Here is a 24033-nt window from a genome sequence, read left to right as displayed (position 1 = left end):
CTATATATTTTTACGTCTATACCACATTTTTCCGTGTACAGCCACCTGAAGCGAACCGCCGATCAAAGCAAAAACAGAAGCCATCGAAAGCCACGAGCTTACTCCGTTAAAATCCGGTAATATCACAAAAAATAATATGAAAAACAGCAATACAGATGCCAACACTCCACTCAAACGAGTCAGAATATCGGTAAAAAAACTCAAGGCCACCGCCCACCAACAGATTCCGATCAAAATGACCCAAACAGCCGGACGCCCCACGCCTTGCGGCACCAGAGCGGCATCAGCAGTTGTATAAGCAAAATGCAGATAGCCGTAAACAATATATGCCAATCCCAGCATAATCCGGCCAAAAGTAAAGACAGGTTTCATCGATATAGTTTTAGTACCTACCGGTTAAACAGGTTCCTATATCGATTTGTTACGAGAAAAAGTAATAATTTCCGGCAAAACTATATTTTAATAACATGAAATTAATATACGAATCATTCAAAACAAAATATACAAGGCTTCCGGAACAATCGGAAACCTTGTATTTACCCGTATAAAAAAGTTATAATGAATCTGCCGTTTTTTATTTGCTCAGCCGGCTTATAATATCCTCCAGCCGTTTGTCTAATTTCTGCAATTCCTCCTGATAGGATTCCGAATCTTCATCTAGTATCTTGGCGATTAACGTATACATATCAATACGAACCTGACAATAACTACGCAGTAATTCATTATATTCTGTAAATTCCGAAGGTATACCTTCCAGAGTATCCATCGCTTTAAGCAGTTCTATATTTTCTTTCCATTTGGGAATACCGGTCGTTTCTATAAATTCGACTGCCTTTTCCGCCGGTTTCTCTTCCAGAATGTTATAAAGAGACAACGCCACTTCCTCGTTACGGGCAAACTGTTTTATCTTCGCATCATACTCTGTAGAATTCCAATTATCTTCCCCCAGATAAATTCCGCCGAGCAACACGGCCAGAATAACAACGCAAGAAACAAGACCGATCCCGGCAGCCCGCCAATTGGAATAAAATAAACCGTCTTTCGCCTTATGAGCTCTTAACTCTCTTCCATGCACCTTTTCCACTATCATACAAATAATAGCAGTGTATATTGCCGGAATCAACGCATTCGGTATTTTATCAAGCACCGGCTCGGGTATCATAAAAATACAACCGAAAAGCAAAACGGTCGTGATAATTCCCAATATCAGTGCATTGAATCCCCATCGCTCCTGTCCCAATACGATACAATTTTTACGGATCAGCAGAGCAGCGGCAAAAGGTCCGCCAAAAAAAGTAGCTAAGGCTATCGCAGCCTGTGAATAAAGTTTGTGACTCGTTTCCATACAATAAATAAAAACAAACGCTAAAACAGCATTTACAATTCGTGACAAAAGTAAAAAATAAATAACCGATCCTATCGATACACTCCATTTTGTTTTTTAAAACACCCGAATAAAAATCCAGTTCTTTTAAATCCGCATTTTAAGAGTTCTCGTTCTGAAAATGAGGAATTGTTCCCCGGAAAAAAGATAAATTTCCTCATCTTTCTACATAATTTTTGTAAATGGAACTAAAATAGGGTTATTGAATACACATTATATCACTAATATACAATCACTTATTACTTTACTATTTTAAAAAAAATTCTTTGGCATACATTTTTCATTATTCATTTACGAGTACGATAAAAAATAAGTATTCAAATATCATTATTAACATTAAAATCAAAATGCCATGAAAAATTTAGTGAAAAGCGCGTTCGTAGCAATGACAGTATGTGTATTTGCAATCCCGGCATCCGCCGAAAACTACGTAGTAGCTCCGATAAGTGCACAGGATACTGTCGTAAAAAAAGACACTGTCGTGAAAGAAGATACTTCTATATTGCTGGCCCAGGAAGAAGTTACTTACACGAAGATCGAAGTAGCCCAGGTTCCGGAAAACGTGACAACGGCTGTTAAAGCGAAATATGAAGGCTATACGATCGAAGAAGCCAGTAAAGGTTCCGACAAGAGCTACAAACTGGTCATCAAAAAAGAAGATACGAAATTAACCGTATATTTCAATGAAGCCGGAGAGTTTGTAAAGGAAGAAACACCGACTACCGGAATGACGACACTGATTTGACCGGAAAATCTGAGTTTAAGTATACCTATAAACTGTGTTAAAAGTAATTATTTACAATTAGCACAGTTTATTTTATAATAAAATCACGCATATTTAAACTCACAGGCTCTTACCTACCATTTTAGCAGGGTCAACCCAACGGTCAAAATCGGCAGCGGAAACATACCCGGATCCGACAGCCACTTCACGTAATGTTTTTCCTTCCCGATAAGCCCGCTGAGCGATTTCCGCCGCTTTGTAATAACCGATATACGGATTCAAAGCAGTAACCAGCATCAAAGAATTTTCCAGATGCTTAGCGATAACCTCTTTCACCGGCCGGATTCCTTTTACACAACGTTGGGAAAAACTGAAACAGCCTTCACCAATCAGCCGGGCAGAATGAAGGAAATTACGAATTATCACGGGTTTAAACACATTTAATTCAAAATGCCCGTTAGCCCCTCCGATCCCTACAGTTACATCATTTCCCATCACCTGGGCGGCAATCATCGTCAAAGCTTCACATTGAGTCGGATTGACTTTACCCGGCATAATGGAAGAGCCCGGTTCATTTTCAGGCAAATGCAATTCGCCGATACCGCAGCGCGGTCCCGACCCCAGCATCCGGATATCATTGGCTATCTTCATCAAACTTACAGCAATAACTTTCAATACACCATGAGTTTCAACCAAAGCATCGTGAGTCGCTAAAGCCTCAAATTTATTCGGCGCACTTACAAAAGGCGAAGCCGTTAATTCTGCAATATGCCTCGCAACATTTTCAGCATACCCGGGAGGGGTATTGATTCCTGTTCCGACAGCAGTCCCTCCCAATGCCAATTCTGTCAAATGAGACAAACTGTTTCGAAGCGCCTGCAACCTATGTTCCAATTGTGATAGATATCCGCTGAATTCCTGCCCCAAAGTCAGCGGTGTAGCATCCATAAAATGAGTGCGTCCGATTTTTACAACAGACATAAATTCCTGGCTTTTCTCTCCCAAAGCATCCTTTAACTTTTCAATCCCGGGGATTGTTATTTCCATCAGCATCCGGTAAGCGGCAATATGCATAGCCGTGGGAAAAGTATCATTTGACGATTGGGATTTATTGACATCGTCATTCGGCGACAAAATTTTAAATCGGTCTGTCAGCCTTCCGCCGCTTAATACCTGTGCCCGGTTGGCTATCACTTCGTTCACATTCATATTGGTTTGTGTACCGCTACCGGTTTGCCATACGACCAGTGGAAACTGATCGTCCAATTCCCCGTTCAGAATTTCATCGCAGACCCGGCCGATAAGATCACATTTTTCTTTCTCCAGAATACCGGCCTCATAATTAGTCAAAGCAGCCGCTTTTTTCAGGTAAGCAAATGCCCGGATCACCTCCATCGGCATCCGGTCGGTATCACGGGCAATCTTGAAATTATCGACACTTCTTTGTGTCTGGGGCCCATAGTAAGCCCGGGCAGGAACTTTTACCTCGCCCAGTGTATCTTTTTCAACCCGATAATCCATAACGATCAATTTTATCTACCTTATAATTACGAGAAACGGCTATTTAAGTTTGCCCGTTTAAAATATCCCGGACAACTCCTGTTTTCGCATCCGCACAACCCCGTACATATTTCCACGTTTGCCGGGTAAGTTTTCGTTTTGTTTGTGCGTAAAGTATCCGGTCTTCCTCGTGAATTCTGTGTCAATCACAAAACAGAAGCATCTGTCCGGCCTCTATACATTCAACGGGAAATCGATGTTCTTTTTCTATGATCCTCTTTATTACATAAACCGATCTCATAAACCCGGGAATGTCCTCCCCAGGGATGATAACATTCTCCTATATAGGTAAATCCGAACCGTTCATAATAAGAAGTATGATCTGTACACAAATACAACTTGGTGAATCCTGCTTTCAAAGCATCTTTTTCAGCCTCTTCGATTAAAAGACGTCCGTAATTATTTCCTCTGTATTTTTCTTCGATAAATAGAGCTGACAACCACGGATAAAGCTCCATTCGGGAATTGAAATCATTGGTAATCAGACCGGCACAACCAATAATCTCGTCCTGTTTTACCAAAAGATAAAACTGAGGCAAAGGATTGGACGCATCTATGCCATGTTTCAGACAATCATCATATATCATTTTATTAACATTACCGGCCCATTTATCCTGAAAATAAGCAATCGCTTTTTCCAAATACTGCGGTTGTTTCCGAATTGAAATAATATCCATCATTCATCATTTTTACATCCGGTATAGATCCTGTCCCGGAAAATATCGTCATACCATGCGATCAACCGAATTGATTAAAAAATAAAAATAACAAAATAAAAACCGAAGAACGTCAATATTTCCCGAATTTATAAAGAAAATCTCTTTATTTTAAAATAACCGATCATGTAAAACACTTTTTTATATAAAATTATTTTTTTATATAAAAAATTATATTTAAAGATATTATCTTTGTAGTGTCATAAATTTGAATCATGAAAAAGATTTACTTATTTTTTATCAGTACATTAAGTATCGTCACTCTATTGATATCCTGTGAAAAAGATCACGGAGTGTACGATCCGGATAAAGTTAAACATACCTCGGATTTAGCTGTTCCCAAAGGATTTAACTGGCAAATGACGGCAAGTGCCAACTATATTATCAGTGCACCGGTCGAGACCGTAGCTTCTATTTTTACAGATGAAAGCTGCAATGAAGATCAACTGATTGCACAGGTACCTGTATCTGCAACGCCGAACGAAATTATGCTAGAGTATCCAGCTTCAACCCAGACTTTATACCTGCAATTTCCGTTACAGAACGGAAAAAAAGAAGTCATGCCTGTCGTTGTCAAGGCAACAAGGGCTACACAGGCAATCAAACTTCCGGAAGATGCAGAGTATGAAATGAAAGACGATGATATTTACAAATATGAGCTCACACATTATATCAGCCGGGGAACGATTATGTTCGAAGACTATTGGCCTGTCAAAGGAGACTATGATTTCAACGATTTCGTGATCCATTACGACATTACCGGTAGAATAAGCGGAGGCGGCAGACCGGAGGTATACAATCACGAAGGATTGGACATCAACATCCAGTTCAAAGCCATCGGGGGATCATATAATTATCAGTTAGGCTTTCAATTGGATGCCCTGCCGGCTAAATACATCGACTCTTACGATATCAGCCAGGATCAGGAAATCGTAAAAGTAAAATTCTTAAATCCGAATGAAGAAGGACCGGCAGTATTTGTATTTGAAGGCACATCTGCTTTAAAAGGACAGAACGGAGCGCAATTCTACAATACAGAAAAAGGACACGAAGTTGATAAAAACCAACTCATTACAGCTACCATAAAATTAAAAATAAATAGTTTTAATAACCTTGAAAAAACTCAGGCTTTAGTTGCATCTGTAGCAACGACCAATCAGAATTTCTTTCTGACAGCAGACAAGGAAATTCATTTAAGAGGTTATTCCCCTACGGCTTATTACCAGAACTACGAAACGGATGCCAATGATTTAATGTCGTCTACACCTTACTGCGACAAAGACGGTTTTGTATGGGGCATTAAAGTTCCGGTAAATATTAAGCATGCTATTGAAAAAACCGATTTTATCGAAGCCTATCCCAAGTTCGGAAAATGGGTAAGCAGCAATGGTACTCAAAACAAAGATTGGTACAAATATCCGGTAAGCGGCAAGGTTATCGATTAAGAGAACGTTTTCATTGCTGAGTTATGATTTTAAATTAAAGAATCTGATAACGAATCAGGTAGACGGGTAATTTTAAATCTATACGAAATTATTATAACTTAAATTTTACACCACCATGCAGCCACCCGGCTCATGGTGGTTTTTAATTATTTAAATGCAACATAAAACGACTCTATCCACGAATATTCCCCTCCGAATACCGGACAAAGGGATACACAATCCGGTAAACTGAGAATTCATTCAGCCATATTTTTGCAAAACAGCTCTCAATTTTACCTTATCGATGGGTTTTACAAGATAATCGTTACATCCGGCAGCTAATGCTGCCTGCTTATCCGTATCAAAAGCATAAGCTGTCAAAGCTATAATCGGTAATTTTTTATTAAACGTCCGGATCTCTCTTGTAGCCGTCATCCCATCCGTTTCAGGCATCTTCATATCCATCAATACCAAATCGATCCCGGGTACCGTTCGTACAATCTCAACAGCTTCCTTCCCGTTTACCGCCCGAATTAAATCGTAATCTTTCTGAAGTGATGCAGAAATCAGCAAATAGTTACTTTGAATATCTTCAGCCACCAGTATGAGTTTCCGGTTCATCGATTTTACATCGGTCAAAACCTCTCTTTCCGTCCAATCCTCAATTACTGATTCCTGCTTATTATCTTTTTCTCCCTTATCACCCGTCACACTTACGGAACAGGGTAAAATTGCCCAAAATACGGAACCTTGTCCGTATTCCGACTCAAACCCCACACCGCCTCCGCACACATCTGCAATAGCTTTACATATCGAAAGCCCGAGTCCCGTGCCTTGCGCAAACTCATCCAGTTTTTCAAAACGGCTGAATACCTTTGCTTTTTTATCATCGGCAATGCCTATTCCGGTATCCTTAACATACAAACGAATGCCCCCATCCACCTCCCCATATCCCATTTCAATAAACCCTTTGGAAGTGTATTTAATGGCATTGGTAACATAATTCGTCAGAATTTGCGCAAACCGGCTTTTATCCAGCTTCACGATACAACAGGTATAAGGATTCACAGAAAGCAAACGTACATTCGGATTATTCATCCTTTGCTGCATAGAAGATGCAATTTCATTAAAATATTCGGCCAAATCGAATTCTTCATATTTCAGTTCCATCGATCCCGACTCTATCCGCGAAAGATCCAATATATCATTGATCAGTTTCAGTAATAAATCATTATTAGCATTGATAATTTGTATATACTCTTCTTTTTCTTCCGGCTCAACGGCTGTCATAAGTAAATCTGAAAAACCGATAATAGCATTCAGAGGAGTACGGATCTCGTGACTCATATTGGCCAAAAAAGCAGATTTCAATTTATCGGCTGTTTCTGCTTTCTGTTTAGCATCGATCAATTCCTGCATATACTTTACCCGGTCGCTGATATCATGAATCAATGCCAGCACTTTATTATTTTCAAAGGGAACCATTCGGGCCTGAAAATAATGTCTACTCCCTCGGGCATCCAGATAATATTCGATTTCAATTAACTTGCCCGACCGCAGACATTGATTTATCGATTCAATATATAGCGCTGAAACATCTTCAGAAAAAATAGTACGCCCATCAGCCCCTACCAATTCTTCCAAGGAGTGTAAAAGTTGTATTTCAGCCGATTTCAATAAATCGCAGATAAAGAAATTAGTATCGAAAATAAAAATGAAATCCGGTAAAGCTTCCAAAATCTTTTGATTCCGTTCTTCCTGCTTTTTTATATGAGTGATATCCTGATTCAAACCTATAATCTGCAAATCATTGTCCCCGGAATATTTCCGGACAATAGCAATATATCTCATCCATTTGACGGAATCACCGGTATTGATACGGAACTCTTCATCCATAAATATTTTTTCTCCACGCCGAAGCTGTAATCCGACCTGCTTAATCCGATCCCGGTCTTCGGGATGTATATGTTTCATAAATTCCTGCATAGACTCCTTAAAAGGAAGTCCGAAAGGAATCCCAAAATTCTCGCACCACGTTTCGCTCATCTCTCCTTTGCCCGTAACCGGGGCATAAGAAAAAATCCCGATATTCGAATATTTGGCGATATACTCAAACAAGGTTTCCTTTTCCTGGGATTTGACTTTATATGTCTCGTCCGCCAATGTGCCGAGTACGATATCGCCCTCCTCTGTTTTCAACCGGCTGTAGCGGCATTTATGGTATCTCGTTTCTCCGGCAGCATACAATCGATAAGTATAATCCCCACCTTCTTCCGGAAAATTTCCCGATACAATATCTTGAAAATGCTGCTGATCTTCCGGGAAAATGCAACAGCAATAAACAGAAATATCGTTTTTTTCCCTTACAGGTAATTGTAATTCTTCGAAAAAATAATTCCTTTTCCCCAATATTTCAAACTTTGCCGATCTGCAAAAATATCTCCAGAATAAGATATTTCCGACTTCTGTCGCCTGTGACAAAAATATCTCTATGTATTCATCAGAAATCTTCATAACCGGGACTTTATTAGCACAATTACGCCGCATAGATAAGAAAAATAAACGAAAATAAATATGATATTCAACTATATTGAAAAAAAGATATCCCCCTTACGGATACTATATATTCAATCCGTAAACAAGACAGAAGACGCTTCTATTATAACCTGTCTGCAAAAAATAACCTTGGAACAATATAAAATCATTGTTCCAAGGCCATATTTAACAATTTACTACAACTCTATCGAGCGTGATTGAAACCTCTGGGTTTCTGCGGAATCTTATTCTTCCATTGAATAGCACTGTTCGTCGGCTCTTCCAATTTATTCAAAACTTCAACACTCCGGCGAATATCCTGCATCAACAAATCGGCTAAATCGATTCCTGTTCCCTGACGAACGACAATCCGCATGATTACGACATCCTCCATGGCTTTAGGCATCGTATAAGCCGGTACTTGCCAGCCTTCGACATGCAAAGCATCCGATAAATCATAAAGAGTCCATTTCCGGTTCGGATCATCTTTCAGCTTCCAGATAAATAACGGATTCGGGTTTTTCTCACTCAAAAATTCAAAAATACCCATTTCTTTCAGTTGTTTCCGCAAATAAGCACAAACATCGAGACAATTTTGCTGTATCTGACGGTAGCCTTCCATTCCTAAACGCAAAAACTGATAATACTGTGCCAGGACCTGATTACCCGGACGGGAAAAGTTAATGGAAATACTCGGAATATTAGCCCCCAGATAATTCACGGCAAAGTTCATTTCTTCAGGCAGATATTTTTTGTCTTTCCAAACCACCCAGCCTACGCCCGGATATACCAGACCAAATTTATGACCGGAAGTACTGATGGATAACACCCATTTCAAACGGAAATCCCAAAGTGTTTCCGGATCGATAAAGGGATGAATAAAACCACCGGTAGCCGCATCCACATGAATACAAATTTCCCAGCCTTTTTCTTTATTGAGTTTATCCAATGCATCGTTGATTTCTTTAACATTATCATCCAATCCGGTAATGGTTACCCCCTGAATGGGAACGACACAAATCGTATTCTCGTCACACATTTTGACAACATCTTGCGGGTCCAGTGTGATTTTTTCAGCCGTAACCGGCACCATACGCATTTCTACATCCCAATAGATGGCAAACTTTTCCCATACAACCTGCATACAGGTAGAAATAATAAAATTGGGTTTATCGGTGGGAAGTCCTTTTGCCCGACGACGTTTCTGCCACCGCTTCAAGGCAGCAATTCCCCCCAGCATACAAGCTTCAGAAGAACCTACGGTACTGGTACCGGTGCAATAAGGAGGCTCCGGAGAATTCCATAATTTAGCCAGAATATTTACACAACGACGTTCAATTTCGGCCGTTTGAGGATATTCCGTTTTATCAATCATATTTTTATCCATATTTTCCGTCATTACCCGGCGTGCATAATCGTCCATCCAGGTAGTAACAAACGTAGCCAGATTAAGGCGAGAATTACCATCCAGCATAGCTTCATCATGTATGATCTGATAAGCCACCTCTCCCGGCATCGAATTCTCCGGCATTTCAAATTTAGGTGCTACACGAGCTTCTTCTGAAGTTCCAAAAATAGGCGTGTTTGGATTTTCTGTTTTTTTCATAACCAAATAACTTTAAAATATTAAAATAGAATCATTTCTAAGTTCGTTCACTAAGTACGGGCTGATATCCTTTTAGTTTCACACCTCACATTATTTAACGAAGAAAGACAAGCCCTAACACTGTTTTCACCTTCTCCGTTTTAACTTTTTCCGGAATTAACAGTATAAGTAGAAAAACCAATAAACATCCGTATGGAAAACAGTTTTATATACCTTATCGAATACAGTATTAAAAGCCATTGGGACCTAGTCGCCTTATGCGACTATAAAGGTGTAACTTACACCTACCGGGATGTAGCTCGAAAAATTGAAAAACTACATTTATTTTTCAATGCCTGCGGCATCCAAAAAGGAGAAAAAATTGCACTTTGCAGCCGGAACAGTGCCAATTGGGGAATCGCTTTTCTGGCGACATTGACTTACGGAGCTGTTGCCATTCCGATATTACACGAATTCAAAGCCGATAATATTCATCACATTATAAACCACTCCGAAGCCCGTTTACTGTTCGTCGGAGATTCGAACTGGGAACAACTGGACCACCAACACATGCCACACCTGGACGGTGTCATACGCATGGAAGACTATGTTGTCAAAGAAATCAGCAAACCCGTTATCAGAGATGCCCGCAAACAAGTCAATCGTCTCTTCGGAGAAAAATTTCCGGATCGTTTCACCGTCGACGACGTCAGCTACCGGAAAGACCAACCGGAAGAAATAGCCATGATCAACTATACTTCAGGTACGACCAGTGCTTCCAAAGGCGTCGTTCTGCCTTATCTAAGTATGTGGTCGAATCTCCGTTTCGCATTGGACCAAATGGGATATCACCCCGGAGAAAAGCTGGTCGCCATTCTGACAATGGCTCACATGTACGGACTGGCATTCGAATTTATTTATCCTTTTGCCAGCGGCACACAGGTTTATTTCCTAGCTAAAACCCCATCCCCGCGGGTCATTGCGGAAGTTTTCCAAAACATACGCCCCAACCTGATTGTTGCCGTTCCTCTGATCATTGAAAAAGTTATCCGTAAAGGTGTTTTACCCCACCTTCAAAAAAGGCATATACGCCTGTTTATGAGAATCCCGATCCTAAATAACAAAGTAAAAGCCTCCATCAAACAAAAAGTATTGGATGCTTTCGGAGGACAATTCAAGTTATTGGCTGTCGGAGGTGCAGCTTTGAATCACGAAGTCGAAGCATTCCTGGCAGATATTCGTTTCCCCTATACCGTAGGTTACGGAATGACCGAATGCGGTCCGGGTATCTCTTTCGACGATTGGCGGACATTCCGTTTGGGTTCTTGCGGTAAAGCCATAGACCGGATCGAACTAAAAATCGATTCGGCAAATCCCCACCGCATTGTCGGAGAAATCTTAGTCAGAGGCGACAATGTCATGAAAGGATATTATAAAAATCCGCAAGCCACAGCCGCAGCTCTGGACGAAGAGGGATGGCTACATACCGGAGACCTCGGAATTATAGACGAAAGCGGTTACCTTTACATCAAAGGAAGAAGCAAAAATATGATACTCGGTCCGAGCGGGCAAAACATTTATCCAGAGGAAATAGAAGACAAGCTGAATGTCATGCCTTATGTGGCAGAATCTTTAGTCATCGAGCACGAGGGCAAACTGGTTGCTCTTATTTATCCGGATTTCGAAGCAGCCCGAAACGCTAAACTTTCAGACACGGCCCTGACCAAACAACTGGAACAAAACCGGAAACAACTGAATGAAATTCTACCGGGATACAGTCAAATCAGTCGCATACGCATTCGCCAGGAAGAATTTGAGAAAACGCCTAAACGAAGCATCAAACGCTATTTGTACCAATAAGTCCACACACGGGATACATTTATAAAACGACAAACAAATAACTGTCAGCAATTTAACCTTTTTCCAAATCCTTAAATTTCAATTTTTCTTTCCGATTTATTATTAAAAAAATTATATTTGAAGGCTTAAAAAAAGTCATTATGGAAGAAAGCTTTATTCAATATATCGAACAAAGTATAAAAAATAATTGGGACAAACCTTCTCTCACCGATTTTAAAGGAGTAACTTCTTCTTACAAAGATGTAGCCCGGAAAATCGAAAAACTACACATTCTTTTCGAACACAGCAACATTCGCAAAGGAGATAAAATCGCCCTATGCAGCCGAAATATGTCGACGTGGGGAATTGCTTTCCTGGCAACTCTTACATACGGAGCTGTTGCAGTACCGATCCTGAACGAATTCAAACCGGACAACATACACCACATTGTAAATCATTCGGAAGCCCGGTTGCTTTTTGTCGGCGATGTCGTCTGGGAAAATCTGGACGAATCGGCTATGCCCGACATCGACGGTGCTATACGGATTGAAGATTTTTCCTTGCGTCATTCCAATAAAAAATCCCTTACGAAAGCACGCGAACGTTTGAATGAATTATTCGGAAAAAAATTTCCGGAACGCTTCATGGCAGAGAATGTAAAATACAATTACGACCGGCCCGATGAACTGGCAATGATCAACTATACCTCCGGTACAACCAGTTCCTCTAAGGGAGTAATGCTCCCCTACCGTAGTTTGTGGACCAATCTCAAATTCGCCCTCGGCGTTTTCGGACTTACTCCGGGAGAACAGATCGTCAGTATGCTGCCTATGGCACATATGTACGGACTGGCTTTTGAATTCATATACGAATTTGCCAGCGGAATGCACATTCATTTTCTGTCACGTACTCCCTCGCCCAAAATTATCGCCGACGCATTCGCCGAGGTAAAACCGAATTTAATCATCACTGTACCGTTGGTTATCGAAAAAATCATCAAAAAAAGAATCTTCCCTACCATTGAGAAGCCACATATGAAAATATTGATGAACATTCCGATCATCAATGATAAAATAAGAGATACCATCCGACAAAAAGTAATTCAGGCGTTCGGAGGAAAATTCAAAGAACTCATTGTCGGAGGAGCTGCGTTAAATAAAGAAGTGGAAAGCTTCCTGAGATCGATCCGTTTCCCTTATACTGTCGGATACGGTATGACGGAATGCGGACCGTTGCTAAGTTATGACGATTGGCAAACCTTCAAACAAGGGTCCTGCGGTAAAGCCGTTCCCCGGGTAGAGCTTCGTATCGACTCAGACGATCCGCAACATGTCGTCGGGGAAATTCTGGCCAAAGGAGATTGTGTCATGACCGGATACTATAAAAACCCGGAAGCAACCGCCGCCGCATTAGACAAAGAAGGCTGGTTACATACCGGTGACCTCGGCTTAATAGATGCCGACGGTTATCTGTTCATCAAAGGCAGATGCAAAAACATGATCCTGGGGCCCAGCGGACAAAACATCTATCCGGAGGAAATCGAAGACCGGCTGAACAATATGCTGTATGTCACCGAATCTATCGTCGTAGAACAGGAAGGCAAATTAGTAGCTCTCGTATATCCGGATTTTGATGCGGTAAATGCAAATCACATCAGCGATACCGATCTTCCTAAAATACTGGAAACGAATTTGAAGGAACTCAATCACCTGCTACCTGCATACAGTCAGATTTCCAGAATCAAAATCTATAACGAAGAATTTGAAAAAACACCGAAAAGAAGTATTAAAAGATTCTTATACAAGTAAAAATAAACTTGTCTTTATTCGTGGTCGTAATTTCGTAACCACGGATAAAGACGATCTAAGTGTCAGGCTCTTTTCAAATAAAAATGAGTAAATCCGCTCATTCCAATATTATTTTCCTGTAATCTTTTAGTTGTCTGATATTCCCATACGACACGAAACACCTCCGTTACATCAGGCTTCTATTTTTCCATAACCTGCTCCGGCACGGAAGCGGTTTCAAATAATTTTCAATTTTCAACTTTCAATTTTCAATTAATTCGTATCTTCGTATGCGAAAAACACGACAATGGCGTTTCTAAAAACAATCTTTACAATTGGTTTTCAATCAGGTATTTAAACTTATCCTGTTTTAGTAATAAGTATTTAGGATGAAAAAAACAACGAGTCGGCGACCTGCTGAAAAAAAACAGGTTGATTTTAATCTGTCATTTTTAAAAGAACCCCGAACCCGCTTTATTGTGGGCCTAACTCTGATATTATTCTCTCTCTATCTTCTTTTTTCCATGATCGGATTTTTCTTTACGGGAGGAATCGACCAAAGTTTAATCGACAGAGGCTTGCGTCAAATTATCGCAAACCCGGAAATTACAGCCGGAAATCCGGCCGGAAAGATAGGAGCCTGGTTTTCTGATTTACTGATCAACCGGTGGTTTGGATTATCATCCTTCATTTTTTGCTATATCTTTATATTGGCCGGCATATGCATTGCCGGAAAAACCATCCGTAATTTTCCGAAAAAAATCATCCTCAGTATATTCGGTATCATCTGGATATCTTTGTTTTTAGGTTATGTTTCTGAGTTATCCTATACACTCCTGAATATTTCTTCTTCTTATTTATACCCGGGAGGTGCACACGGCTATTTTGTTTCCCAATGGCTGAATTCCGTTATCGGAGGTATCGGGACTTTCTTTATCCTGTTATTGACTTTTGCAATCCTGTTATTTTTCGGATTCGAAAAAACATTTTACAAATGCATCGGCTTTATCAAGCATCTGTTTTCTCCCAAAGCCAAGGTAGTCAAAACCACGGATAATGTAACAGCCCCGGAAGATATTAAGGAGACTGTCGCCGGTCTTGCAGACTTACCGGAAGATCTCCTGACAAATACAACCGAAGATCCGGAATTCGATCCGGGCAAAGAATTCGACAAATTTCCGGAAGATGAATATCTGAATGCACCCTTTACCTTTGAAACAGAAAAAGAGGCTGAAAAACAGGAGGCAGAGAGGCCGGAACCCGGTTTTGAAAATATTCCGGTTTCAATCGAAGATTTCGAACTTCCAAACGATCTTTCAGACATTCAGAGTACCGATATTCCGGAAAAAGATAAGCCGGACACGCCGGATTCGGAAGCTGTCGAATTAACGATCAATGACGAAAATAAGGAAGAAACCCTGTCTACCAATCTCCAACCGCAAGGAGACTACGATCCGACACTGGATCTCTCTAACTACCGCTACCCCAATCTGGATTTATTGGAGGAGCATTCCAGCGGCAATCCCAAAGTAACCCAGGAAGAGTTGGACGAAAATAAAAATAAGATCGTCGAAACCCTTCGAAACTATAAAATCGAGATTGTCAAAATCAAAGCTACCATCGGACCGACCGTTACTTTATATGAAATCATCCCGGCCCCCGGAGTAAAGATTTCAAAAATCAAGAACCTGGAAGACGATATTGCTTTAAGCCTGGCTGCTTTAGGGATACGTATTATAGCCCCGATACCCGGAGCCGGTACCATCGGTATCGAAGTTCCGAATCAGAATCCGGAAGTTGTTTCCATGCGGGGAATTATCGCATCGAAAAAATTCCAGGAATCCAAATATGCCCTTCCGATTGCGATGGGACGTACCATTTCAAACGAAACGTATACTTTCGATCTGGCCAAAATGCCTCATTTATTGGTTGCAGGAGCCACAGGACAAGGAAAATCAGTAGGACTGAATGCCATCATTACCTCTTTGCTGTATAAAAAGCATCCGGCCCAATTAAAATTTGTCATGGTCGACCCCAAAAAAGTAGAACTGAGCATCTATTCGGTTATCGAAAAACATTTCCTGGCCAAGCTACCGGATGAAGACGAAGCCATTATCACGGAAACCTCCAAAGTAATCAACACCCTGAACTCCCTGTGCATAGAAATGGACAGTCGATACGACCTTTTAAAGGAAGCACAGGTCAGAAATATTAAAGAATACAATGAAAAATTCGTAAAACGCCAGCTGAATCCGAACAAGGGACACAAATATCTGCCCTATATTGTAGTTGTAGTCGATGAGTTCGCCGACCTGATCATGACCGCCGGCAAAGATGTTGAGCAACCGATTGCCCGTATTGCACAATTAGCGCGGGCCGTAGGTATCCACATGATCATCGCTACACAAAGGCCGTCGACCAATATCATTACCGGTGTCATAAAAGCCAATTTTCCCGCACGTATAGCTTTTAAAGTAGCCTCTATGATCGATTCCCGCACCATTTTAGACTCTCCGGGGGCCAATCAGTTGATCGGACGGGGGGATATGCTGATTTCTGTCGGCAGCGAAATGACCCGGGTACAATGTGCCTTTGTCGATACTCCGGAAATAGATGCCATTACCAACTTTATTGCCGGTCAGCAATCTTATCCCTCGGCATTTGCTCTTCCGGAATATATACCTGAAAATGAAGGAGGAGGCAGTATCTCCGAAGCAGATTTAGGTACCAAAGACCCGCTTTTTGAAGAGGCGGCCCGTTTAGTTGTCAACTCTCAGCAAGGTTCGACCTCATCCATACAACGCCGTTTCTCCATCGGCTATAACCGGGCCGGACGCATTATCGACCAACTCGAAGCAGCCGGTGTCGTCGGTCCGTTCGAAGGAAGTAAAGCCCGGCAAGTACTGATCCCCGACGAATATAGTCTGGAAATATTATTGAAAAACCTAGGTGATAAATTTTAAAATTTACAAAAATCATGTTCATCGAAAAAGCATACACCGGAAAAAACAATTGGTTCTTATACGTTGTTACGATACTCATCGTTTTTATTGCCACTCAACTGTCAGGCATCCCGTTAGCCGTTTACCTGTTCATTTGTAACCCGGAAGCTGCCATGCAAGGCAATATCGGAACCATAACCTCCACGAATACAGGTTTGGCACTCAGTCTGCTCACTTTTGTCGGCGGATTCTTCGCTTTATTCTTCTGTGCAAAGTTTTTACATAAAAAAAATTACCTGGATATCGTTACCGCCCGTCCGAAATTCGACTGGGGAAGACTCTTTTTCGGAGCAGCCGTATGGGCCATACTGACCTTGATTTCTCTTGCAATCACGATATTATCTTCCGAAGATGCAGACATCGTCTTCCAGTTCGATCCTTTGAATTTCTTTATGCTGGTATTGATTTCCATCCTGTTTCTTCCTTTTCAGACAGGATTTGAGGAAATCATGTTCCGGGGCTACCTAATGCAGGGTGCCGCATTGTTCTTTAAATCCAAATGGATATCTTTCCTTTTTATCGCCATTCTTTTCGGCCTGATGCATATCAGTAATCCGGAAATAAAAGCATTCGGCGTAGAAGTTGCCCTTCCCCAATATATCCTCATGGGATTGATTTTAGGGTTTATCGCTATCATGGACGATGGTTTGGAACTGGCTATCGGACTCCACCTGGCCAATAATTTTATGGCAGCCATTACCTTCACATCGGAAGCCTCGGCTCTACAAACGCACGCTTTATTCAAAGACATGAACCCGACAGGCTCGCATCTCGATGCCATCATCATGTTCATTGCCGGAGTCATCTTTATCGGTATTTGCAACAAAAAATACAAATTTCTGAAAGACAACATCCGTCCGGAGGAATCCTCTTTATAAAATCAGCCGTTATTCTCCTTATTCGTAAAGTTCACATTCGTTACGAATAAGGATTTTATATTTTTCTGCCTATTTTAGTAATAAAATAACACGAAAACGTTTCCAAATCTTCGTATTTTCAAATTTTCAAATTATCTTTGAAAGCATTTGCTAAATAAAATATACAATTATAATTACAAACGATTAAATAAGTATCTCTATGAAGAAAATCACATCATTGGTTTTAATGCTGGCTTTGGCTTTATCTGTTTATGCACAGGATAACAAAGAAGCCGAAGGTTACAAATTTACGGAACTCAAACGATTACCTGCAACTTCCGTAAAGTCTCAAGACAGAGCAGGTACCTGCTGGTCCTGGTCAACCATATCTTTTCTGGAAACTGAAATGATGCGTCTGGGGAAAGATTCTGTCAGCCTGTCCCCAATGTTTATCGTTTGGCATACGTACAATGAAAAAGCAGACAAATACGTTCGTATGCACGGTAAACTCAATTTCGGTCAGGGAGGTGCTTCTGCCGATGTAACCTGGGCCATTAAAAATTACGGTATTGTACCCCTGGAAGTATACAAAGGTTTGAACTACGGTGAAGACGTACATGTACACGGAGAGTTGGACGGCATTTTAAAAGCTTATCTGGATGTCGTCGTTTCCAATCCCAACCGTAAACTCAGCACTGCCTGGAAACGCGGATACGACGGAGTTCTGGATGCTTATCTGGGGGAAATTCCGGAAAAATTCACGTACAAAGGAAAAGAATATACACCTATGTCTTTTTACAAAGAAGCCACGGGATTAAATATGGACGATTACATCAGTCTGACTTCCTTCACTCATCACCCTTTCTATACTCAATTTGCTCTGGAAGTTCCGGACAACTGGATCGGAGAAATGAGTTACAATATTCCGCTGGACGAATTGATGGATGTATTGGACAAGGCTATCGACAAAGGTTACAGTTTCTCCTGGGGTTCGGATGTTTCCGAGAGAGGATTCTCGCGTGATGGTATAGCAATCGTACCCACAGCAGATATCAAAGACATGAGTAATGCCGAAATTACAAAATGGGTCGCTCTTTCTAAAAAAGAAAAAGACGCACAATTGTATAAATTCGACAAACCGGGCAAAGAAAAAGAAATTACCCAGGAAATGCGCCAGGAAGCTTTCGACAATTACCAGACCCAGGACGATCACGGCATGCACGTTGTCGGAAAGGCTGTCGATCAAGCAGGTAACAAATATTTTGTCGTAAAAAATTCATGGGGAGATTATAATAAATACCACGGTTACTTATATGTATCTTATCCGTTCCTTGCATACAAAACCACGTCTATTATGATCCATAAGGATGCACTTCCTAAAGATCTGAAAAAGAAGTTGGGTATCAAATAATAACGGAAAAAATCCTTAAAAAGTCGTTACACTCGCTATGTGGCGACTTTTTTTTATCTTTGTATCTCTTAAAACAAAGAATTTTTGCACAAAAATAGAACAACTAAAAATATCAAATCATGAACCAAGCGGTAGAATTAAAGAAAGGGATATACCGGATCGGTGTAAATGACCGTAGGACTCATCTGTTTGAAAACTATTGGCCTTTACCCAAAGGAGTCGCTTACAATTCATACGTTATCGTAGATGAAAAAGTCGTTGTCGTAGATACGGTTGAAAGAAGCCGTATGGATGATTACCTGGAAAGCCTGGAAACGACATTAAACGGTAAAAAGGTAGATTACCTGATTGTGAACCATATGGAGCCGGATCACTCCGGAGTAATAAAAGCTTTATTATGCCACTATCCGGATATGACTATTGTAGGCAACTGCAAAACCTTCCCCATGCTGGAAAATTTTTACGGCATACACCATAACTTATTGGAAGTTAAAGAAGGAAGTACACTGGATCTGGGAAGCCGTAAACTGCAATTTTACATGGCTCCCATGCTTCATTGGCCTGAAACAATGGTTACCTATCTTCCCTCCGAACATATATTGTTCAGCGGAGATATATTCGGTGCATTCGGAACATTAGACGGAGGTATTTTCGACGATCAGCTCGACCTTGACTATCTGGAGGAAGAAATCAGCCGTTATTACTCGAACATTGTCGGTAAATACGGAGTTCCGGCACAAACGGCATTGAAAAAACTCGGTACCTTACCCATCGATATGATATGCGCCACACACGGGCCGATCTGGCGTTCCCATATAAAAGACATCATAGCCAAATATGACAAATGGAGCAGATATGAAACAGAGGAAGGTGTTGTTATTGCATTCAGCAGTATGTATGGACACACCGAGAACATGGCAGACATGATCGGACGTTTCCTGGCAGAAAAAGGTATCCGGAAAATCCGTATTCACGATACGTCAAAAACCCATCCGTCTTACCTGATCAATGATATTTTCCGGTACAAAGGAGTAATACTGGGAAGTTGCTCGTATAACGGCGGTATATTTCCCACGATGGAAACCTTATTAAGCGAACTGGAGCACATCGGTGTAAAGAATCACTATCTGGCCTTTTTTGCCAACAAAACCTGGTCAGGAGGAGCTCTTCCCCGTTTTACCCAATTCGCCGATAAAATGAAATGGGAAATCGTTGCTCCCCATGCCGATGCATCCGGCCATCCGAAAAATCAGGATGTCGAAGATTGTAAAGCCATCGCCTACGCTATGGCGGAAAAATTAAAAGCTTAAAAATGGAGGCAGTTATTTGCCTCCATTTTATTTTATCAACGCGCCGGTAAAAATTTCTCATACAAAAAGCCCAACATCCGTACATGACCGCAGCATTCTTCCCGCGATGCTTTATCCATACGTCCGAAAAAATGATGCGCTTCAACCTCCATTCCGCAAAACTCAAAAATACCGATGTCACTTGTTCTTTTCAAAGCATCCAACATACCCGATTGCTCATATTCGTCATAAGTCATCCCAAAATTATTCAGAACGACAACTCTTTTCCCGGTCAATAACTTTTTAATCTCCCCTAAACCGACAATATCATAAGCAAATCCGCGGCTGAACACCCGGTCGATATACCCTTTCATCATGGCAGGCATACCTGCCCACCAAATAGGATAAATAAAAGTAATCAAATCTGCACAACGAATGTAATCCTGCTCCAATTTAATATCTGCAGGTACTTTTCCCTCCTTGAATGCAGCAAAATCCTCCCCACTCAATACCGGATGGAAACCGATATTATACAAATCCCGGACAATTGCCTCGCTACCGGCTTTCTGTGTTAATTTTACTACCTCATCCTTATAAGCAACACTCAAAGATGCGGGATCCGGATGTGCCAGAATAATCAAATGTTTGCTCCTTACTCCGTCTTTATCTTTAAAACTCGTATGCATTGTTGTCATTTTTAATTTAAAATCAGTCCATAATTAAACGGGTAAAACGAAAACGGGTTACACTTCCGGAAACAAGACTGAGAAACGTAAACCAGAAGCCGGTTCCAGACGAAATGAAGAAAATTCATTAATTTTAAATCAAAATGACAAACAGAGGGGCCAAAGCCATTTTAAAACCGGATTCCTTAAGATTTTATAATTTTCCGTAATTTGAATAAGGTAAAATAAACTGGTATTAAAATACAATCAATCAATATTTTAACACTTATAGCGAGCCGAGGTTATTTTTTTAATCATTTTTTTTTATTAACATTGCCGTCTGAAAAAATATGCACGCACCTCTTTAGGACGACGTGCAAATTATTAACAAAAACAATAAATATGTCACTTAAAAGGAATATTCTCGATTTAAGGAAGAGAAAAGAAATTGTTCTCCAGGGTGGTGGTGAAGAGGCGATCAAGAAACAGAATGCCATGGGGAAATTGACAGCCCGGGAAAGAATTCAGGGTATTGTTGATGCAGGTTCTTTTCATGAATACGATATGTTCGTAGAGCACCAATCCAAGGATTTCGACATGGACAAAAAAGTGCTGCACGGAGACGGTGTAGTAATAGGTACCGGTACCGTTTACGGAGAGCCGGTTGCTATCTATGCACAGGACTTCACCGTAGCCGGAGGTTCATTGGGATTGATGCATGCCCGGAAAATCACCAAAATCATGGATCATGCCCTCAAAATGCGGATGCCGCTTATCGGTATCAACGATTCCGGTGGTGCACGTATTCAGGAAGGTGTAGACTCTTTAGCCGGTTATGGCGAGATATTTTTCAGAAACACAATGGCTTCTGGAGTTATTCCCCAGTTATCTGTTATCCTCGGTCCTTGTGCCGGTGGTGCCGTATATTCTCCTGCATTAACGGACTTTGTCTTCGTGGTAGATAATATTTCCAAAATGTTCATTACCGGTCCGGAAGTTGTAAAAACCGTATTGGGAGAAGTTGTTTCCATGGAAGACCTCGGGGGAGCACGGGTACATGCAGCCATCAGCGGTAATGCCCATTTCTTTGCCATGACGGAGCAGGAATGTTTCGAACAAATCAAACGCCTGCTTACCTTTATTTCATGGAACAACCAGCGTAAAGCCAAAGCTTTCCCGGCAAAACCGCCAAAACCGGAATACAAAATCAACAACATACTTCCCGCCGACCCGACACAACCGTACGATGTACGCGATATCATCATGGCTATAGCCGACGATTCGGATTTTATGGAAGTACAACAGGACTTTGCCCAGAATATCGTGATCGGTTTCGGACGCATTGACGGAGAAACCGTCGGTTTTGTAGCCAATCAACCTTTGGTACTGGCCGGAGTACTCGATTGTGACTCCGCAGATAAAGCCGGACGTTTTATCCGTTTCTGTGATGCATTCAATATCCCGATTGTGACTTTCGAAGATATGCCGGGCTATCTGCCGGGTGTAGAACAGGAACACATGGGTGTAATCCGTCACGGGGCCAAAGTATTATATGCATATAGCGAAGCTACAGTTCCCAAGATCACTGTCATTTTGCGTAAAGCATACGGCGGAGGTTATATCGCCATGAACTCCCGTCACCTGAAAGCAGACTTTATGTTTGCATGGCCGACGGCTGAAATTGCCGTTATGGGACCTGAAGGTGCTGCCAATATCATTTTCAAAAAAGAAATCAAAGAATCCGATCATCCGAACGAAACACGTAAGCAAAAAGTGGCCGAATACCGTGAAAAATTCGCAAACCCTTATGTAGCTGCTTCTAAAGGATATATTGATTCTGTAATCGAACCGGAAGAAACACGTATGTTACTCAAGCATTCCATCGAAGTTTCCAGTAACAAAACCGTCATGGTTCCGCAGAAAAAACACGGTATCCCACCATTTTAGCAGAAAGGAGAACACAGTATGGCTACAAAATACGAAAAATTACAAATCGACGGAGTTGAATACAAAACTACTTTTACGCAAAAGTGGATAAACCGGAAAGCCTGGACGGAACCCAATCCGCATCTCATTGAAGCTTACATTCCCGGGACAATTCTTCAAATCAACGTAAAAGAAGGTCAGGACGTCGAAGGAGGTGATACTTTACTGATTCTGGAAGCAATGAAAATGGACAACAAAATTATTGCTCCATTTACAGCCAAAGTAAAAAAAATCTATGTCACTAAAGGAGATCAGGTTCCCAAAGGAACATTAATGATCGAACTGGAATAATTACAAAAAGGTCGTCTAAAGGCGGCCTTTTACCTTTTTAACCCCAAACCACATAAGAACATGAGTTTTTTTGTTGCAAAAAACATCGTAAAAAATTACGCCAACCACAAGGCATTGGATGACGTATCCATAGATATTCCCAAAGGTGCTGTCTATGGATTGCTCGGCCCCAACGGAGCCGGAAAAACTTCTTTGATCCGGATCATTACCCAGATCACAGGCCCCGACTCCGGAGAACTTTTTTTCGACGGTAAACCGTTAGTGCCTGCCGATATGAATCGCATCGGTTATCTGCCGGAAGAGCGAGGATTGTATAAAAAAATGAAAGTAGGTGAACAAGCCGTATATTTAGCCCGTTTAAAAGGACTCAACCGCAATGAAGCCGTCAAACAACTGAAAAGTTGGTTCGAAAAGTTCGAAATAGAAGAATGGTGGGATAAAAAAGTAGAAGAACTTTCCAAAGGGATGGCCCAAAAAGTACAGTTTATCACGACAGTCCTCCATAAACCGGAAATGCTTATTTTCGACGAACCGTTCAGCGGATTTGACCCGATCAACGTAGAACTTTTAAAACGGGAAATACTGGAATTGCGCAAAGAAGGAACCACCATCATTTTTTCTACCCACAATATGGCTTCCGTTGAGGAAATATGCAGCCACATTGCCCTCATCAACAAATCGAAAAAAATCATCGAAGGACCGATCAATGAAATCCGGGAAAAATATGCAAACGACACCTATGAATTGAGTTGTAAGTATAATCCTGACTTCCAGCCGGAACAATTCACCGGCGAAGAATTCGAAATCCTTTCGCAGAAAACAGAAGGCAACCGCCAGGACATCATCCTGCAACGGATAAAACCGTGTGAAGCCAATACATTACTGGCCCGCATTTTGCCCCATACGGATATTATCTCCTATCAGAAAATCATCCCGGGAATGAATGATATCTTTATCAAACTGGTAAAAGGCCAATAA

Annotated in this window: 18 protein-coding genes; 11 read left to right on the top strand and 7 right to left on the bottom strand. The window is 41.2% G+C overall.

All coding sequences use genetic code 11. The features are described from left to right. Positions 1-372, bottom strand: coding sequence for a hypothetical protein (locus DD657_RS06685; protein WP_021988335.1), 372 nt, complete (start codon positions 370-372; stop codon positions 1-3). Positions 373-574: 202 nt separating this feature from the next. Continuing rightward, positions 575-1345 (bottom strand): hypothetical protein, encoded by a 771-nt coding sequence (locus tag DD657_RS06680; protein ID WP_068690093.1) that lies wholly within the window; start codon positions 1343-1345, stop codon positions 575-577. A gap of 391 nt (positions 1346-1736) precedes the next feature. On the opposite strand from DD657_RS06680, the gene DD657_RS06675 reads away from it, so the two are divergent. Then, complete coding sequence (locus DD657_RS06675; RefSeq protein WP_287049142.1) at positions 1737-2129, top strand: hypothetical protein; 393 nt, start codon at positions 1737-1739, stop codon at positions 2127-2129. A 99-nt stretch (positions 2130-2228) separates the two neighbouring features. On the opposite strand, the gene fumC is transcribed toward DD657_RS06675, so the two are convergent. Both fumC and DD657_RS06665 read right to left on the bottom strand, forming a co-directional pair. Further along, positions 2229-3629: a class II fumarate hydratase gene (gene fumC / locus DD657_RS06670; RefSeq protein WP_287049140.1), complete on the bottom strand. Its 1401-nt coding sequence runs from the start codon at positions 3627-3629 to the stop codon at positions 2229-2231. 221 nt (positions 3630-3850) lie between these two features. Further along, complete coding sequence (locus DD657_RS06665; RefSeq protein ID WP_021988331.1) at positions 3851-4345, bottom strand: GNAT family N-acetyltransferase; 495 nt, start codon at positions 4343-4345, stop codon at positions 3851-3853. Between the two features lie 254 nt (positions 4346-4599). On the opposite strand from DD657_RS06665, the gene DD657_RS06660 reads away from it, so the two are divergent. Beyond that, positions 4600-5829, top strand: a complete 1230-nt coding sequence (locus tag DD657_RS06660; protein ID WP_287049138.1) for an LruC domain-containing protein — start codon at positions 4600-4602, stop codon at positions 5827-5829. Between the two features lie 240 nt (positions 5830-6069). On the opposite strand, the gene DD657_RS06655 is transcribed toward DD657_RS06660, so the two are convergent. Together DD657_RS06655 and gad are read right to left on the bottom strand one after the other, a co-directional pair. Continuing rightward, positions 6070-8322, bottom strand: coding sequence for a PAS domain-containing hybrid sensor histidine kinase/response regulator (locus DD657_RS06655; protein WP_287049136.1), 2253 nt, complete (start codon positions 8320-8322; stop codon positions 6070-6072). 226 nt (positions 8323-8548) lie between these two features. Beyond that, complete coding sequence (gene gad / locus DD657_RS06650) at positions 8549-9949, bottom strand: glutamate decarboxylase (protein WP_021988327.1); 1401 nt, start codon at positions 9947-9949, stop codon at positions 8549-8551. Positions 9950-10141: 192 nt separating this feature from the next. On the opposite strand from gad, the gene DD657_RS06645 reads away from it, so the two are divergent. The 6 genes from DD657_RS06645 (at position 10142) to DD657_RS06620 (ending at position 20134) form a co-directional block, all read left to right on the top strand. Beyond that, on the top strand, positions 10142-11788 hold the full coding sequence (locus tag DD657_RS06645; RefSeq protein ID WP_068690106.1) for an AMP-binding protein: 1647 nt from the start codon (positions 10142-10144) through the stop codon (positions 11786-11788). Between the two features lie 140 nt (positions 11789-11928). After that, positions 11929-13575 (top strand): AMP-binding protein, encoded by a 1647-nt coding sequence (locus DD657_RS06640; RefSeq protein WP_287049133.1) that lies wholly within the window; start codon positions 11929-11931, stop codon positions 13573-13575. A gap of 368 nt (positions 13576-13943) precedes the next feature. After that, a complete protein-coding gene (locus DD657_RS06635) occupies positions 13944-16517 on the top strand; it encodes an FtsK/SpoIIIE family DNA translocase (protein WP_068690110.1) in 2574 nt (857 codons plus the stop codon). 14 nt (positions 16518-16531) lie between these two features. Further along, positions 16532-17434, top strand: a complete 903-nt coding sequence (locus tag DD657_RS06630) for a CPBP family intramembrane glutamic endopeptidase (protein ID WP_021988324.1) — start codon at positions 16532-16534, stop codon at positions 17432-17434. Between the two features lie 199 nt (positions 17435-17633). Next, complete coding sequence (locus tag DD657_RS06625; RefSeq protein ID WP_287049129.1) at positions 17634-18824, top strand: C1 family peptidase; 1191 nt, start codon at positions 17634-17636, stop codon at positions 18822-18824. A gap of 119 nt (positions 18825-18943) precedes the next feature. Further along, positions 18944-20134: an FprA family A-type flavoprotein gene (locus DD657_RS06620; protein ID WP_287049127.1), complete on the top strand. Its 1191-nt coding sequence runs from the start codon at positions 18944-18946 to the stop codon at positions 20132-20134. Between the two features lie 35 nt (positions 20135-20169). Here the strand turns inward: DD657_RS06620 and DD657_RS06615 are convergent, their stop codons facing one another. Further along, complete coding sequence (locus DD657_RS06615) at positions 20170-20799, bottom strand: NAD(P)H-dependent oxidoreductase (protein WP_287049126.1); 630 nt, start codon at positions 20797-20799, stop codon at positions 20170-20172. Positions 20800-21180: 381 nt separating this feature from the next. On the opposite strand from DD657_RS06615, the gene DD657_RS06610 reads away from it, so the two are divergent. The 3 genes from DD657_RS06610 to DD657_RS06600 are packed head-to-tail and all read left to right on the top strand — an operon-like array spanning position 21181 to position 24033. Further along, positions 21181-22725, top strand: a complete 1545-nt coding sequence (locus tag DD657_RS06610) for an acyl-CoA carboxylase subunit beta (protein WP_021988320.1) — start codon at positions 21181-21183, stop codon at positions 22723-22725. A gap of 18 nt (positions 22726-22743) precedes the next feature. Next, entirely contained in the window at positions 22744-23055 is a 312-nt protein-coding gene (locus tag DD657_RS06605; protein ID WP_021988319.1) for a biotin/lipoyl-containing protein, read from the top strand. A 60-nt stretch (positions 23056-23115) separates the two neighbouring features. Further along, positions 23116-24033, top strand: a complete 918-nt coding sequence (locus DD657_RS06600; RefSeq protein WP_287049122.1) for an ABC transporter ATP-binding protein — start codon at positions 23116-23118, stop codon at positions 24031-24033.

Origin of the sequence: Culturomica sp. (genome assembly GCF_003524185.1) — a bacterium.
Classification (GTDB): Bacteria; Bacteroidota; Bacteroidia; order Bacteroidales; family Marinifilaceae; genus Culturomica; species Culturomica massiliensis.
The sequence above is the reverse complement of the archived record's forward strand: the minus strand, read 5'-3'. Positions and strand labels throughout refer to the sequence as shown.

Excerpts from the sequence above, each read along its gene's own strand:
- DD657_RS06600 (WP_287049122.1), top strand. The coding sequence starts at position 23,116 with ATGAGTTTTTTTGTTGCAAAAAACATCGTAAAAAATTACGCCAACCAC.
- DD657_RS06605 (WP_021988319.1), top strand. The coding sequence starts at position 22,744 with ATGGCTACAAAATACGAAAAATTACAAATCGACGGAGTTGAATACAAA.
- gad (WP_021988327.1), bottom strand. The coding sequence starts at position 9,949 with ATGAAAAAAACAGAAAATCCAAACACGCCTATTTTTGGAACTTCAGAA.
- DD657_RS06685 (WP_021988335.1), bottom strand. The coding sequence starts at position 372 with ATGAAACCTGTCTTTACTTTTGGCCGGATTATGCTGGGATTGGCATAT.
- DD657_RS06630 (WP_021988324.1), top strand. The coding sequence starts at position 16,532 with ATGTTCATCGAAAAAGCATACACCGGAAAAAACAATTGGTTCTTATAC.
- DD657_RS06645 (WP_068690106.1), top strand. The coding sequence starts at position 10,142 with ATGGAAAACAGTTTTATATACCTTATCGAATACAGTATTAAAAGCCAT.
- DD657_RS06620 (WP_287049127.1), top strand. The coding sequence starts at position 18,944 with ATGAACCAAGCGGTAGAATTAAAGAAAGGGATATACCGGATCGGTGTA.
- DD657_RS06660 (WP_287049138.1), top strand. The coding sequence starts at position 4,600 with ATGAAAAAGATTTACTTATTTTTTATCAGTACATTAAGTATCGTCACT.
- DD657_RS06675 (WP_287049142.1), top strand. The coding sequence starts at position 1,737 with ATGAAAAATTTAGTGAAAAGCGCGTTCGTAGCAATGACAGTATGTGTA.
- DD657_RS06635 (WP_068690110.1), top strand. The coding sequence starts at position 13,944 with ATGAAAAAAACAACGAGTCGGCGACCTGCTGAAAAAAAACAGGTTGAT.
- DD657_RS06610 (WP_021988320.1), top strand. The coding sequence starts at position 21,181 with ATGTCACTTAAAAGGAATATTCTCGATTTAAGGAAGAGAAAAGAAATT.
- DD657_RS06680 (WP_068690093.1), bottom strand. The coding sequence starts at position 1,345 with ATGGAAACGAGTCACAAACTTTATTCACAGGCTGCGATAGCCTTAGCT.
- DD657_RS06665 (WP_021988331.1), bottom strand. The coding sequence starts at position 4,345 with ATGGATATTATTTCAATTCGGAAACAACCGCAGTATTTGGAAAAAGCG.
- DD657_RS06615 (WP_287049126.1), bottom strand. The coding sequence starts at position 20,799 with ATGCATACGAGTTTTAAAGATAAAGACGGAGTAAGGAGCAAACATTTG.
- fumC (WP_287049140.1), bottom strand. The coding sequence starts at position 3,629 with ATGGATTATCGGGTTGAAAAAGATACACTGGGCGAGGTAAAAGTTCCT.
- DD657_RS06655 (WP_287049136.1), bottom strand. The coding sequence starts at position 8,322 with ATGAAGATTTCTGATGAATACATAGAGATATTTTTGTCACAGGCGACA.
- DD657_RS06625 (WP_287049129.1), top strand. The coding sequence starts at position 17,634 with ATGAAGAAAATCACATCATTGGTTTTAATGCTGGCTTTGGCTTTATCT.
- DD657_RS06640 (WP_287049133.1), top strand. The coding sequence starts at position 11,929 with ATGGAAGAAAGCTTTATTCAATATATCGAACAAAGTATAAAAAATAAT.